The organism is Faecalibacterium sp. Marseille-P9590, assembly GCF_017377665.1.
In the GTDB taxonomy this organism is placed as follows: Bacteria; Bacillota; Clostridia; order Oscillospirales; family Ruminococcaceae; genus Faecalibacterium.
The window spans coordinates 408401-422124 of the sequence record NZ_JAFREF010000001.1 but is presented as its reverse complement, the minus strand read 5'-3'; the positions used below and the strand labels follow the sequence as shown (position 1 = coordinate 422124).

Genomic DNA, 13724 nt, shown 5'->3' with positions numbered 1-13724 from the left:
TATTGTACCACAGTTCGGCGAGGAATGCAAGAGGAAGCTAAGGCTGCTCCCATCCGGCCCGCAAAAGCTCCAGTGCGTGTGTTTCAAGCCGGGAAACGTAACTCCGGCTTATTTGGAGCAGCTTTGCCGTTTCCAGCTGGGTCAGCGGCGGCTGGCCCGCCAGACCGTACCTTAATAATATGAGTTTCCGCTCCCGGGCAGGCAACCCCTCGATGAGGCGGCGCAGGCGCTGGGCATCGTCCTGTTTTTCGCAGCTGTCCTCCATGCAGAAGCCGTCCTGCAGCACATCGGCGAGGGTGAGGGCAGAATCTTCCTTTCCAGCATCAAGAGTCTCCTGAAGCGAGAGGGTGGGGGCGTTCTTCCGCTCCCGCCGGAAGTGCATCCGGAGCTCGTTTTCGATGCACCGGCTGGCATAAGTGGAGAAGCGCGCCCGGCGGGTGGAGTCGAAGGTGTCCACGGCTTTCATCAGGCCAATGGTGCCGATGGAAATCAAATCGTCCTGCTCAGAGGGGAGAGCATAGTATTTCTTTGCGATGTGCGCCACTAAGCGCAGATTGTGGCGGATGAGCTTTTCCCGGGCGGACGAATCACCAGTCCGCAGGGCGGCAAAGGTCCGGATCTCTTCCTGCGGGCTCAGCGGGCGGGGGAAACTGCCCGCTTCCAGATGAAGCGCCAGAAACAGAAATTTTGTGGCGAAAAATTGTAAAAGAGATAAAAACATGCCGAGTTCCTCCCCGAAGCATCATAAACTGTTACTTTAATTTATGAAGGATGGCTTGCCCTTTTTCCTGACTTTGGGCGGGAATGCCGTCAAAATCGGACTCCGGGGAGAACAGCTCTGCCTCATTGTCCACAAAATACTGATAGGCGTCCTTGTCTGCAATCAGGTAGACAGGATTCTGCAAAATCGACTTGATGGAAAACCGGGTGAACGAACGCCCGGTTTTTGTTTTGATGCCCTGCCGCAGCAGCTCGGTCTCGGTCATGGTCAGGGAATCGTACTGCTCATAGAGGTCGAAAATTTTGTAGATGATCTCTGCCTCATCCGGCAGCAGCTTCAGTTTGCAAGCCTTTTTGGTCTTGCCGTCCACCGTGATGCTCTTGACGCTCTCGGAGGCGTATCCCGTGGGGGTAGCGCCGCCCAGCCAGCGCCCGGTCTTTGCCAGTTCGTGCATATTATCCCGGATGCGCTCTGCAATGGTCTCCCGCTCCAGCTGACTGAACACCGATGCGATGTACATCATGGCACGTCCCATGGGGCTGGAAGTATCAAAGCTTTCCCGGATGGACACAAAGTCGATGCCCAGCCGTCCCAGCTCTTCAATCAGGCTGGAAAAGTCGCTGATGTTGCGGCTGATGCGGTCCAGACGGTAGACCACAATGGCACGGATCTTCCGCTCTTTGGCGGCGGTCATCATCTTTTTGAAATCCGGGCGGTTCAGGTTGCCGCCGGAAAAGCCCTCGTCCTCAAAGACAACGGCATGTTCCGCAGCGGCATCGCCGTAGTGGGTGCGGATATATTCGTGGCAGAGGTCAATCTGATTTCCGATGCTCTCGCCCTTGCCGGTGTAGCGGGACTTGCGGGAATAAATTGCAATGGTGTCGGCAGTTTTGGCCATGAGATACTCCTTTCCTGTTGTCTGGTGGCCGTAGATGCGGCTATTGTAGCATGGTGAGCGATTTTGGCAAAGAAAAATAACGATAGTTATATATATTCATCACAAACAGAACGGAGGTGTCAAGGATGTAAACGGTCAAAAAGGGGGGCTACAAACTGGCCATGCGTTTTACCAAGGGCAAGCACGCATTTGTTGTTGCCACCCACACGGACAGGAAACACATCCACAACCATGTGATTTTCAACTCTACGGCACTGGATGGCACCAGAAAGTTCCGGGATTTTTTCTTTTCGGCGTTGGCAGTGCAGCGGTTGAGCGACCTGATTTGCTTACAGGAATCAACTTGCGTAAATTTTCACGCAGATTGGCCTCTCTTTTTTACACAGCCAACGTCTGGCAGGACTTGAAATGACAGTGGGGGAGGGGATATAATATAAAATGTTGCAGTGTGCCTTGTGAGACACAACGGAAGCGCTGGAATGGAAGGAAACAGCGGGGTCAAAACCCTACGAGGATGAAAATGAAATTCGATAGAAGACTTACAGATGAAATCTACACTTCCGATACGGTAAGGCTGGGAAAAGATGCATTTCAGGCCATGCAGGAGACGATCTATCATAATGGCGGTGTCGGAACCATTACCGGGTACTATGATGCCGAATTGTCGATCCTGTCGGTCAGTGATCTGTTGCTGCATAATCTGAACCACAGCTATGAGTCCCTGATGGAGCAGACAAAGGGTTCGCTGAAGAATCTTTTCTATAAGAAAGATGCCACATTCCTCGACAATGCGCACTTTCGTCAGATCAAGGGCGAAGGAGAAGGCCGGATCCTTACAGCAGATGGCTCTCCCGTCTATGTGCGTCTCTATAAAGAAGATGTAGTCGATACGAATGGAACACCGATCTGGATCATGTCAGTACAGATGAACTGGGCGTATGAGAACCTTGCGCTGGTCAATGAATCCATCCATTCTGCACTATGGTATTTTGAGTGTAATGAAAACAGTGAGATCGTTCATGTGAACTGGAGCCATGCGTTCCGGCAGATCCTTGGTTATCATGACATTCTGGATTTTCCGAACAAACTGGATTCTTGGTCGAACCTTCTGCACCCGGAGGACTATGACCGGGTGATGAAGCTGCTTTTGGAAACGATTGCGGACAAAAGCAACGCCACGAAGTTCAGCGTAGAGTACCGACTGAAAATGCAGGATGGCCAATACCAGTGGTTCCGGGCATCGGCGGAGGTGATACGCCGTCTGGATGGCTCGGCCAATCGAATTGCCGGAATCATCAGCAACATTGACGCGGAAAAAAGAAGCCGGATGCAGGCGCAGCGGGCAGCGGCATTTCACCGTGCATTTACCAGCGCAAACCTCTGCGAATACTATGTAAATCTGGAAAAGAACACCTTTGATACTTTCAAAGTGGAGCCCTCTTTGATGACGGCCTTTGAGCAGAACCACACATGGGATGGACTGGTCAGATTCTTTGTGGACAACTATGTGGTTGAAGAGGACAAAAAGCCTGTAACGAATTTCTATAATCGCGCTTACATCGCGGAAAAATTAAAGGGGCTGGAGACGGAGCTGCGTCAGGACTGCCGCATCGTTCTGAATGGGGAGGAACGATGGGTCAGCAATGTGGTCATGCGCGGCGAGATCGAAGATTCCGAATATGCGATGATTTTTCTGCGGGACATCACAGAGTTCAAAACAGAGATGGCACGGCGGATGCAGATGGCCTCAGATAACGCATCCATGGACCTTTTGATCAAGAGTATGGTGCGTCTGCTGGACCGCTTTGTCGTCTGCGATCTGGAGAATGACCGGTATCGGTTCTATAATCTGCGAGGTGAAATGATATACGCGCCGACGGGAACCTACCATGGTTTTGTGGAGCAGGTGGCTGCAAAGTATAAGACACTGGAACCGCTGGACGGATTGGCTGCTTTGATCTCGCCGGAAAATATCCGAAAGAATCTGCAGGGCGAGAACGACATCTACAAATTTGAATACTGCTCCATAGACGAAAACACCTATAAGATCGCTTCCTTCATTCCGCTGGAGTGGGATGGCACAAAGCTGGTCAAAGCACTGTTGGCATCTATGGATGTGTCACAGGAGAAAAAGGCCGAGATCGAATCCCATAAGGCACTGAAGGATGCGTACCGGGCGGCGGAAAACGCAAGCCGCGCCAAGACAGAATTTCTCTCCAATATGTCCCATGATATCCGTACACCGATGAATGCAATCGTTGGCTTGACCGCCATTGCGGGTGCGAATATCGAGAGTCAGGACAGGGTGGTCGAGTGCCTTGGCAAGATCACAAAGTCGAGTCGTCATCTGTTGGGGCTGATCAATGAAGTGCTGGATATGGCCAGAATCGAGAGCGGGCGAATAAGCCTTGCCGAGGAGGATTTCAGACTGCCGGAGCTGGTCGATAACCTGCTCACCCTCACAAAACCGGCAATCGACGAGCACCACCATCAGCTCGAAGTCCATGTTGAGCACATTGAGCACGAAGCTGTCTGCGGCGACAGCCTGCGCATCCAGCAGGTCTTTGTGAACCTGATGAGCAACGCCGTCAAGTACACCCCGGATGGAGGAAACATCACCTTTACGATCAAGGAAAAACCGAACGGCTTCTCGGAGCTTGGTTGCTATGAGTTTTCCATCGAGGACAACGGCATCGGTATGACGCCGGAATTCCAGAAGATCATGTTCGAGCCGTTCAGCCGGGCAGACGATCACCGGACGACCAAGGTGCAGGGCACCGGTCTTGGCATGGCCATTGCAAGAAACATCGTCAACCTGATGAATGGTGACATTCAGGTCGAAAGCGCTCCCAACAAGGGAACGAAGATCACGGTCACAGTCTATCTGAAGCTTCAGGAGAACGAGAAGGAACAGGAAAAAGAACTGCTCGATCTGCCGGTACTGGTCGTGGACGATGACAAGACCTGCTGCGAAAGCACCGTTGCGACCCTTCAGGAGATCGGCATAGCGGGCGAATGGGTCCTGACCGGTAAGGAAGCTGTGGAGCGCTGCTATGCGCGTCATGAGACCAACAGTGACTATTTTGCGGTGATCCTGGACTGGAAGATGCCGGAGATGGACGGTATTGCAACTGCCAGAAAAATCCGGGAACGGGTAGGAGAAGATGTCACGATCATCATCCTGACTTCCTTTGATTTCAGCGAGATCGAAGAAGAAGCCAGAGCAGCAGGCGTGAATGCGTTTATGGCAAAACCGCTGTTCCGTTCCCGTCTGACGGCAACTCTGCGGCAGCTTACATCCGAGAAGAAGGAGGAAAACGCCCGGAACTATCTGGAAGACTTTGCGAAGGAAAACTATGCGGGTAAGCGGATCCTTCTTGTGGAAGATAACGAGCTGAACCGTGAGATCGCAACCGAGATCATAGGCATGACGGGCGTGACCATTGACATTGCCGAAAACGGAAAAATTGCAGTCGAAAAGGTGATGGAAGCGCCAGAAAAGTGGTACGATCTCATTTTTATGGACATCCAGATGCCCATCATGAATGGTTACGAAGCCACTGCTGCGATCCGTGCGCTTGCCGGCAGCCGGGGCAAAGTGCCCATCATTGCCATGACGGCAAATGCCTTTGCCGAGGACGTGCAGCTGGCAAAGAACACCGGCATGAACGAGCATATCGCCAAACCGCTTGATTTGAATAAGCTGAACGATGTGCTGAAACAGTGGCTGTGATCTGTGCATTGCAGTAAGGCGCGTGATACTGGCTGACATAAAGCCCTATCTGGGCAAACAGGAACATCACGTTTCAAGATTGTCCATCAAAAATACGTTGGTACGTTTTACACTGTGACGATTCAAAAAACAAAGGAGAGATATTTTGCTATGATCTACAAAAAGCGATACGGTCAACCGTTTGATACCGAAAGTGTAGTGGGTTCTTTTTTGCCCATGATGGAAACGATACCCTATCTGACCAAGGAGCCGAATGGTTTCTCCTATGCCATGGAACCGCAGGATGTCCTGTATGGTCTTGGCGAAAACGTCCGTGGTATCAACAAGCGCGGGTGGGTGTACGAAAGCAAATGCTCCGATGACGGCAACCATACCGAGGGCAAATCCTCGCTGTACGGTGCTTATAATTTTATGATCGTGTCCGGCAAGGATACATTTGGCTTTTTTATCGACTACCCGGGCAAGGTCACCTTTGACTGCGGCTACACCGACCTGGATACCTTACGCATCACGGTAGCCGAGGAAAATTACGATTTCTACATCATTGAGGGCGAGAGCCTGACCGATATTGTGCACCAATTCCGCCAGTTGGTGGGACGCAGTTATATTCCGCCCAAATGGGCTTTTGGCAACGCCCAGAGCCGCTGGAGCTACATGAACGAGGACGAGGTCCGCGAGGTGGTGGCAAATTACCGTGCCAATCATATGCCGCTGGACGCTGTGGTTCTGGATATTGATTACATGGAGCGTTACAAGGACTTTACGGTGGATGCGCAGCGCTTCCCGCATTTTGCAGACTTTGCCGCCGAGATGAAAGCGCAGGGCATCCATCTTGTCCCCATCATCGATGCAGGAGTCAAGGTCGAAGAGGGATATGATGTGTACGAGGAAGGCGTGAAAAACGGCTACTTCTGCACGAATCAGGATGGCACCCCCTTTGTAGCCGGTGTGTGGCCGGGACGGGTACACTTCCCCGATATGCTCAACCCGGAAGCCCGTGCTTGGTTTGGCAGTCAATATAAAGTTCTGCTGGATCAGGGGATCGAGGGCTTCTGGAATGATATGAACGAGCCGGCTATCTTCTACGCAGAGGAAAGACTGAAAAAGGTCTTTGCTAAAATTGAGAAATACACCAAGCAAAACCTGGATATTTCCAGCTTTGGTGCTTTTACCGGCATGGTGGCAGAGCTTTCCAACAACGAAAACGATTATAAGCTGTTCTACCACAACACCAAACAGGGGCGTATGCGGCACGACAAGGTACATAATCTTTTTGGTTATAACATGACCCGTGCTGCAGGCGAGGCTTTTGAGCGGCTGGAGCCGGACAAGCGCATTTTGATGTACTCCCGTTCTGCCTGCATCGGGATGCACCGGTATGGCGGCATCTGGACCGGCGACAACCATTCTTGGTGGAGCCACATTCTGCTTGCGCTGCACATGATGCCCTCCCTGAATATGTGCGGCTTCCTGTACGAAGGCCCCGACATTGGCGGCTTTGGCAGCAATACCACGGAGGATCTGGTGCTGCGCTGGTACGGCATGGGCATCTTCTCTCCGCTGCTGCGGAACCACTCTGCCAACGGCACCCGCCGGCAGGAACCCTACCGCTTTAAGAACAAGGCCGCCTTTGCCGGTATTTTACAGCTGCGCTACCTGCTGCTGCCCTATATTTACAGCGAGTACATGAAAGCTGCCCTGCACGACGGCATGTACTGTATGCCGTTGGCGTTCGCCTTCCCGGAGGACGACTTTGCCCGCCGGGTGGAGGATGAGGTGATGATCGGTGAAAGCCTGTTGATCGCCCCGGTATATGAGCAAAACGCCCGAGGTCGTTATGTTTACCTGCCGGAGGAGATGCTGCAGGTGCGGGTAAAGTGCAGCGAAAGCAACCGCATCGAAACCAGCGTGCTGCCAGCAGGCCATCATTACATTCCGGTGGAGCTGGATGAAGTGGTGTTCTTTATGCGCAAGGGACACCTTCTGCCCCTTGCCAAGGACGGCAAAAAGATCCAGAGCGTTGCCGATGTGGATTTTGCAGATCTGCGCCTGCTTGCCTATGCTCCCGATGGTGCATCCTATGAATACTATACCGATGACGGCGAGACAAGGGATTATGATAAGCCGGAACATTTTGTGCATATCACGCTGGATGCGGATGGAAACGCAAAGAGCGATCGTGCTACGGTCAAAGTAGAAGGATAATCGTCAGTCATTACGCAGTTCCTGCAGGCTGGCATCTATGAGAGCTGCCAGAACTCGGTTCTGAGCAAGCTCTTCTGAATGATTTGAAAAAAGGCTGGGATCGTTGCAGATCCCAGCCTTTTGCAGCAGCCCATTATGGTATGTAATAACTCAGTCCTTCTTCTCGGCGGTGCGGGCAAAGAAGTTGGCGAGGACGGCACCGGAAATGTTATGCCACACAGAGAACACAGCGCCGGGGATGGTTGCCAGCGGATACTGTGCAAAGTGGGCGGCAGCCAGAGAGGTGGCCAGACCGGAGTTCTGCATTCCGACCTCGATAGAAATTGCACGGCACTTGGTGGAATCCAGCTTCAGCAGCTTACCCACGCCAAAGCCGGTGAGGTAGCCCAGCAGGTTGTGCAGGATGACCACAGCAAGGATCAGCAGGCCGCTGGTCATGATCTTGGCGGAGTTTGCGGACACAACAGCGCAGATGATGAGCACGATGGCGGTGGTGGAAATCAGCGGCAGCACCCGGACGGCGTTCTGGGTGAAGGCGTGGAAGAAGTGATTGACCACAAAGCCCAGTGCGATGGGAACCAGCACCACCTTGACGATGGACAGGAACATATTTACAGGATTTACATCCACGCGCTGGCCGGCATACAGCAGGGTCAGCAGCGGGGTGAGGAAGGGCGCCAGCACGGTGGAAACTGCGGTCATGCCAACGGACAGTGCAACGTCGCCCTTGGACAGATAGGTCATCACGTTAGAGGAGGTGCCGCCGGGGCAGGTACCCACAAGGATGACGCCGATAGCCAGCTCGGTGGGCAGGTGGAACAGCTGCGTCAGCGCCCATGCCAAAAAGGGCATCAGGGTGAACTGCGCAATGCAGCCGATGATCACGTCTTTCGGGCGGCTGAACACTACCTTGAAGTCCTCCGGCTTCAGGGTGAGACCCATGCCGAACATGACGATGCCCAGCAGGGTGTTGACCCATGCGGTCTTTACCACACTGAAGGTGCCGGGGAACAGCAGAGCCAGTGCCGCTACCACAATGACGATGGCGGCCATGTATTTGCCCACAAAGTCGCTCACTTTTTCCAATGTTTTCATGATGAAATCTCCTTTTTCAAAACACTTATTTTTGCGGATGCAAAGGCAATGAAACATCCGGAAAATGGCTTTCCCGCAAACAAAAACGCCTTTGTCCCTTACAGTTCGTAAGAGACAAAGGCGTATAAACTCCTCTGCGGTACCACTCTTATTGCCGGTGCAAAGCCCGGCCCCTCAGTGCGCATCCAACAATGCGCGGCCCGTGATAACGGGGGCCTGCCGTTCCCGCTTACTGGGGCGCATACACCGCCCATTCAGCCGGAAAGCTCGGAGAGGATCTTCCCACGGACGCCCTGCACTGCCTTGCACCATCCGGCAGCTCTCTGCAGCATTCTTTCCGGGTACTCTTTCTCGTCATAGCCGAATATTTCACTGCCACGGAGTATACTCTTCTGCCGGGTCGAAGTCAAGAAAAACGACCCTTCTAGTTTTTCATCCGGCTCACGCCAAGAGTGAAGCTGGCTCATGCAATGGCTGCTTACGTGACCCAGTCACAGAAAATCTAACTAGGAAATGTTATCATATAGTCACAGGAAACACCAACGACATTCCGATGGAGGATTTGAATATGAAAGCAAAGTTTTATATCTGTGAGCACTGTGGCAACCTGGTCACCACCATCCACAACGCAGGGGTTCCGCTGGTCTGCTGCGGCGAAAAGATGAAGGAACTGCTCCCCAACACCGTGGAAGCCAGCGGCGAAAAGCATCTGCCGGTGGCAGAGCACTCCGGCAGCACCCTCACCGTCACGGTGGGGGCAGTGGAGCACCCCATGGTGGATGTGCACCACATCCAGTGGCTCTTTGTGGAGACCGAAAACGGCGGACAGCTCCGATACCTCGCCCCCGGTCAGGCACCCAAGGCGGTGTTTGAGCTGGGCGGCGAAAAGCCGGTGGCGGTCTACGCCTACTGCAACCTGCATGGTCTGTGGATGACGAAACTGTAAGAAATAAACGGGCTCCTGCCAGTGGTTGACGCTTGCAGGAGCCTGTTTTTGCGTGCGGAATCTTTTCTGTGGGGAAAAAGCGTGGTATACTGAGTTCCAAGTGATAAATCGGGAGGTACCGTTATGAAGTGGGGAATTTTAGCGACCGGCACCATTGCCAAAAAGTTTGCATCTACGGTGGAACAGATGGGCGCAGAGGGGGAGCAGCTTGTTGCCGTGGGGTCACGGCATCTGGAAAGCGCACAGGCGTTTGCGCAGCAGTACGGCATTCCCTGCTGCTATGACTCCTACGAAGCCCTTGCCGCCGACCCGGAGGTGGAGGCCATCTATATCGCCACCCCCAACACCCTGCATTACGAAAACTGCAAGCTCTGCTTGGAGCAGGGCAAGCACGTTCTGTGCGAAAAGCCCTTTACCATCAGCCCGGAGCAGGCGCAGGAGCTGTACCGTCTGGCAGAGGAAAAGCAACGCTTTCTCATGGAGGCATTCTGGATCTGGCTGCTGCCGCTGTACGACTGTCTGCGCCAGATCCTTGCGGCTGGCACCATCGGGGAGCTGAAGCAGATCACCTGTCAGTACGGCTTTGTGGCCTCCGGTGCCCGGAAGGACCGCAAGTTTGATTCCGGTCTGGGCGGCGGTGCGCTGCTGGATATCGGCATCTACGATCTGGGTTTTCTTCGCATCCTCACCGGACAGGACCCGGAGAAGGTGGAGACTAAAGAGGTCCACATCAACGAGTACGGCACCGACGATTACAGTCGCCTTGTGCTGACCTACCCCGGCGGCTGCAAGGCGGAGTCTGTCCAGACCATCGGGCAGGAGCTGGAGCGCAATGCCCGCATCGTTGGCACCAAGGGCAGTATTTTCCTGCCGGATTTCCAGCACGCCGAGACCATGACGCTGGAAGTGGAGGGCAAAGAGCCGGAGGTCATCCGCTGCCCGGTGGACATCAACGGCTTTGAGTATGAGATCCGGGAAGCAAGCCGCTGCGTCAAGCTGGGGCGTACCGGCAGCGACCGCTACACCCCGCAGGACAGCCTTGCCCTGACCCGCCTGATGTACGACACCCGCATGAGCTGGGGCATGAAATTTGCGGGCGAGGTGTAAGCACACACCTTGCACAGGGGGCTTTTTTGGCGTGCGGAGACTATGGCATACGGAGAGCGACAACTCGGAATTTGTGGAGGAGAGTAATTTGCTGGTATTAAATAAATTAGAGCGGTTGCTAACGGTATGCTTTAGCCCCAAAGAAAATTATACGAGGAGTGAATTATTAAAAGTCAATGAAAAATAACAATAAAAAAACACTAAAGAAATTGGCAATCCTTGTAATAGGTTCTATAATTGCGGCTTATGGAATTACACTTGCACTGTATGCTGGATTTGGCGGAGCTACGCTTGCGGTGCTGTGGCAGGGGATTGCAAGAACATTTCACATAAGCATTGGCACAGCATCTTTTGTTGTAGCATTGGGAATGATTTTGTTTGCGCTCATTTACGATAAAAGTCAGATTCATATAGGAACTGTGTTGTACCAGATTGTATACAGTACCTGTGTAGATTTGTTTGCTAACTGCCATATTTACAGTACCTATAAGTGGATCAATTTTTTAATTATGTTGTTAGGAGTGGTTTTGTTTGCTGTCGGAACAGGACTATATGCGTCGGCATCCCTTGGTAGAGGCTCCTATGAGGCAGTCACTTTTGCTTTAGCAGAAAAAAATCACTGGCAGATTAAATTTGTCCGAATGGCATTGGATATTTTGGTTGTTGTTACAGGTGTTTTGTTTGGCGGAAAGTTTGGTGTATGCACGCTTATTACAGTTATCATTTCAGGCCCAATTATCCAATTTGTTAATGCGAAAGCAAAACAAGTTTTAAAGATATGATAGTAAAGAAACTTACAACTTCCAGTTTGCCGGGCAGACAGGCAACTGAAAACCACACAAAAAACGAAGGAGCAGCCATGGTACTTTATTTTACAGGAACCGGCAACAGCCGGTATCTGGCGCGGCGTATTGCCGAAGGGTTGGAGATGCAGCTTTACGACCTGAACGCCTGCATCAAGGCAGGGAATACCGCCCCGGTGCAGACTGGCCGGGATGTGGTGCTGGTCACGCCTACCTACGCATGGCGCATCCCCCGGGTGGTGTCGGAGTGGCTGGGCAAGACCGCGCTGACCGGGGCAGAGCGTATCTGGTTTGTGATGGACTGCGGCAGCGAAATTGGCAATGCGGCAGGCTATAACCGGCAGCTCGCGGCGCAGAAATATCTGCATTATATGGGGACTGCGCAGGTCGTCATGCCGGAAAACTACATTGCCATGTTCAATGCACCCCAAAAGGAGCAGGCACGGAGCGTCGTGGAGCAGGCAGAGCCTGCGCTTCAGAAGGTGTTGGCCCAGCTCAAGGCCGGGCAGGAATTTCCCCCGCCGAGAGACAACCTCTATGACCGCTTTATGAGCGGCCCGGTGAATCCGGTGTTCTATCGCTTCTTTGTAAAAGCGGATGCCTTCCGGGCAACGGATGCCTGCATCGGCTGCGGCAGGTGCGTGGAGCTGTGCCCGTTGAACAATATCCATCTGGAAAACGGCAAACCAGTCTGGGGCAAAAACTGCACCCATTGCATGGCGTGCATCTGCTATTGCCCCAAAGAAGCCATCGAGTACGGCAAAAAGAGCAAAGGCAAGCCCCGGTATCACTTTGAAGCACTGGAAAAGCAGCAGGACGTATGAAGAAAAAAGGAAAAACGATGATGGTAAAAAGCAGATGAAGTATTTATACTTACATGGATTAGGACAAAAACCAGACAGTTGGGATAGAGTAATAAAAGAAACGACAGTCTCGGATAGAAGCGTCAGCTTGAGTCTGGCGGAGATGCTGGAAGGAAAAGCGGCCACCTATGGGGAGATGTATACTGCATTCTCAAAGGCTTGGGAGACCATGTCATTGTGCTGAGCGAGTCCTCGGCAACCGTGGCAGAGGCAGCTCACGCACTGGACGTAGAGCCTGCCAGCATCGCCAAAACGCTGTCGGATGGACTCTTTTGTGATTCGCAGAGTAATGCCGACAATATTGATTCCGTATTGCAGACGTAAAAACTGTTGACCCTGCGATTGGGTTCCATCTGCAATAACAAAACGGCAAGGTCTCCCGCAATCAGGAAACCTTGCCGTTTTGTGCTATATGTTGGCTGAATCAGGCAGCCTTCCGCAAACTTACAGTGCCACGCTGACCGGCAGGACATACACGCCGTCGGCGGCGTAGAAGGTGATCTGAGTAATCGTCTTGCCGATGATGGATGCAAAGTAAGGATCATCGGCATTGAGGCCCAGTTTGGTACCATGCCAGATGTTGGCCAGATGACGCAGGCCGTACTCACTGCCATCGGCGGTGGTCAGAACTACGCCGTAGACCTTGTTGGCCTTGTAGTCCAGATCAAAACCGGAGATTTTCATCTCGTAGGTGGCGTGGTGACCGTTGGTATTCAGCTCCACAGTGGTGCCCTCTACGGTGGTCTCGGTGGCGTGGACCTTGCCAAACTCCCACTTGCCGCTCAGCAGGTTATACCATGCGGTAATGTAGTAGGCAGGGGTCTCACTGAGCTTGTAGTAAGCGTAGCTCTCGTTCTCAAACAAGGCATCTGCGCCGGTGTAGGTGGTGGTGGATTCCTTGCCCTTCAGGGTAACGGTAATGTCGTAGCTGTCGGCATCAGTGACCTGCTTTGCATTCTTCAGCGCCCACGGGGTCAGCACCTTGACCGGGAAGGAAACGCCGGTGATGTCGGTGCCATCTGCGTTGACGTGGTAGGAACCGGCGGCAAGCTTGCCCGCACGGGGCTTGTTCTTGGTGGCGCTGGTCACAGCGTCGATCTCAGATGCGTTGTCCACACCGGCAGCCTTGTAGAAGTCGGCGTAGGGGATGTTCATCTGGACATAGCTGGAGGTCAGGCAGTTTTCCTGTTCCACCTCTTCCGCAGCGAAGGCCGGGACTGTCACAGCGCATACCAGCATAGCGGCCGCAAGCGCACCTGCAAATACTTTTTTCAATCTCATGGTAACACACCTCTATCTCAGTTTTGAAAAAACAGTTAGCTTTTCCTAACAATCGATGCAAAAAAATGCAGG

General features: G+C 52.8%; 11 protein-coding genes, 1 pseudogene and 1 other annotated feature. Of the genes and pseudogenes, 8 read left to right on the top strand and 4 right to left on the bottom strand.

The annotated features are described in order from the left end of the window. Positions 1–37: 37 nt before the first annotated feature. Complete coding sequence (locus J3349_RS02105) at positions 38–721, bottom strand: sigma-70 family RNA polymerase sigma factor (protein ID WP_158394751.1); 684 nt, start codon at positions 719–721, stop codon at positions 38–40. 31 nt (positions 722–752) lie between these two features. Then, positions 753–1619 carry a recombinase family protein gene (locus tag J3349_RS02100; protein WP_242699459.1) on the bottom strand — a complete coding sequence of 289 codons (867 nt, stop codon included), beginning with the start codon at positions 1617–1619 and terminating at the stop codon, positions 753–755. A 146-nt stretch (positions 1620–1765) separates the two neighbouring features. On the opposite strand from J3349_RS02100, the pseudogene J3349_RS02095 reads away from it, so the two are divergent. The 3 genes and pseudogenes from J3349_RS02095 to J3349_RS02085 all read left to right on the top strand — a co-directional run. Continuing rightward, positions 1766–1954: pseudogene (locus J3349_RS02095) on the top strand (relaxase/mobilization nuclease domain-containing protein); the annotation flags it as partial. A gap of 263 nt (positions 1955–2217) precedes the next feature. Then, positions 2218–5352, top strand: a complete 3135-nt coding sequence (locus J3349_RS02090; RefSeq protein ID WP_242699458.1) for a PAS domain-containing hybrid sensor histidine kinase/response regulator — start codon at positions 2218–2220, stop codon at positions 5350–5352. Positions 5353–5502: 150 nt separating this feature from the next. After that, the gene (locus tag J3349_RS02085) at positions 5503–7557 is read left to right on the top strand and encodes a TIM-barrel domain-containing protein (RefSeq protein ID WP_207676289.1); all 2055 of its coding nucleotides are present in this window, start codon (positions 5503–5505) and stop codon (positions 7555–7557) included. Between the two features lie 150 nt (positions 7558–7707). Here J3349_RS02085 and J3349_RS02080 read toward each other — a convergent pair whose 3' ends face one another. Next, positions 7708–8652 carry a bile acid:sodium symporter family protein gene (locus tag J3349_RS02080; RefSeq protein WP_207676288.1) on the bottom strand — a complete coding sequence of 315 codons (945 nt, stop codon included), beginning with the start codon at positions 8650–8652 and terminating at the stop codon, positions 7708–7710. Between the two features lie 107 nt (positions 8653–8759). Beyond that, positions 8760–9019, bottom strand: a binding site (T-box leader). Positions 9020–9220: 201 nt separating this feature from the next. On the opposite strand from J3349_RS02080, the gene J3349_RS02075 reads away from it, so the two are divergent. From J3349_RS02075 to J3349_RS14010, 5 genes are all read left to right on the top strand, one after another. After that, the gene (locus J3349_RS02075; RefSeq protein ID WP_207676287.1) at positions 9221–9598 is read left to right on the top strand and encodes a desulfoferrodoxin family protein; all 378 of its coding nucleotides are present in this window, start codon (positions 9221–9223) and stop codon (positions 9596–9598) included. 123 nt (positions 9599–9721) lie between these two features. Further along, positions 9722–10705, top strand: a complete 984-nt coding sequence (locus J3349_RS02070) for a Gfo/Idh/MocA family oxidoreductase (RefSeq protein ID WP_207676286.1) — start codon at positions 9722–9724, stop codon at positions 10703–10705. Positions 10706–10881: 176 nt separating this feature from the next. Continuing rightward, the gene (locus J3349_RS02065) at positions 10882–11487 is read left to right on the top strand and encodes a YitT family protein (RefSeq protein ID WP_021885137.1); all 606 of its coding nucleotides are present in this window, start codon (positions 10882–10884) and stop codon (positions 11485–11487) included. Between the two features lie 77 nt (positions 11488–11564). Further along, entirely contained in the window at positions 11565–12332 is a 768-nt protein-coding gene (locus tag J3349_RS02060; RefSeq protein ID WP_207676285.1) for an EFR1 family ferrodoxin, read from the top strand. Further along, positions 12301–12555 carry a hypothetical protein gene (locus J3349_RS14010; protein ID WP_242699483.1) on the top strand — a complete coding sequence of 85 codons (255 nt, stop codon included), beginning with the start codon at positions 12301–12303 and terminating at the stop codon, positions 12553–12555. The genes J3349_RS02060 and J3349_RS14010 overlap by 32 nt, the downstream gene beginning before the upstream one ends. Before the next feature lie 260 nt (positions 12556–12815). On the opposite strand, the gene J3349_RS02050 is transcribed toward J3349_RS14010, so the two are convergent. Further along, positions 12816–13652: a hypothetical protein gene (locus J3349_RS02050; protein WP_207676284.1), complete on the bottom strand. Its 837-nt coding sequence runs from the start codon at positions 13650–13652 to the stop codon at positions 12816–12818. Positions 13653–13724: the final 72 nt, after the last annotated feature.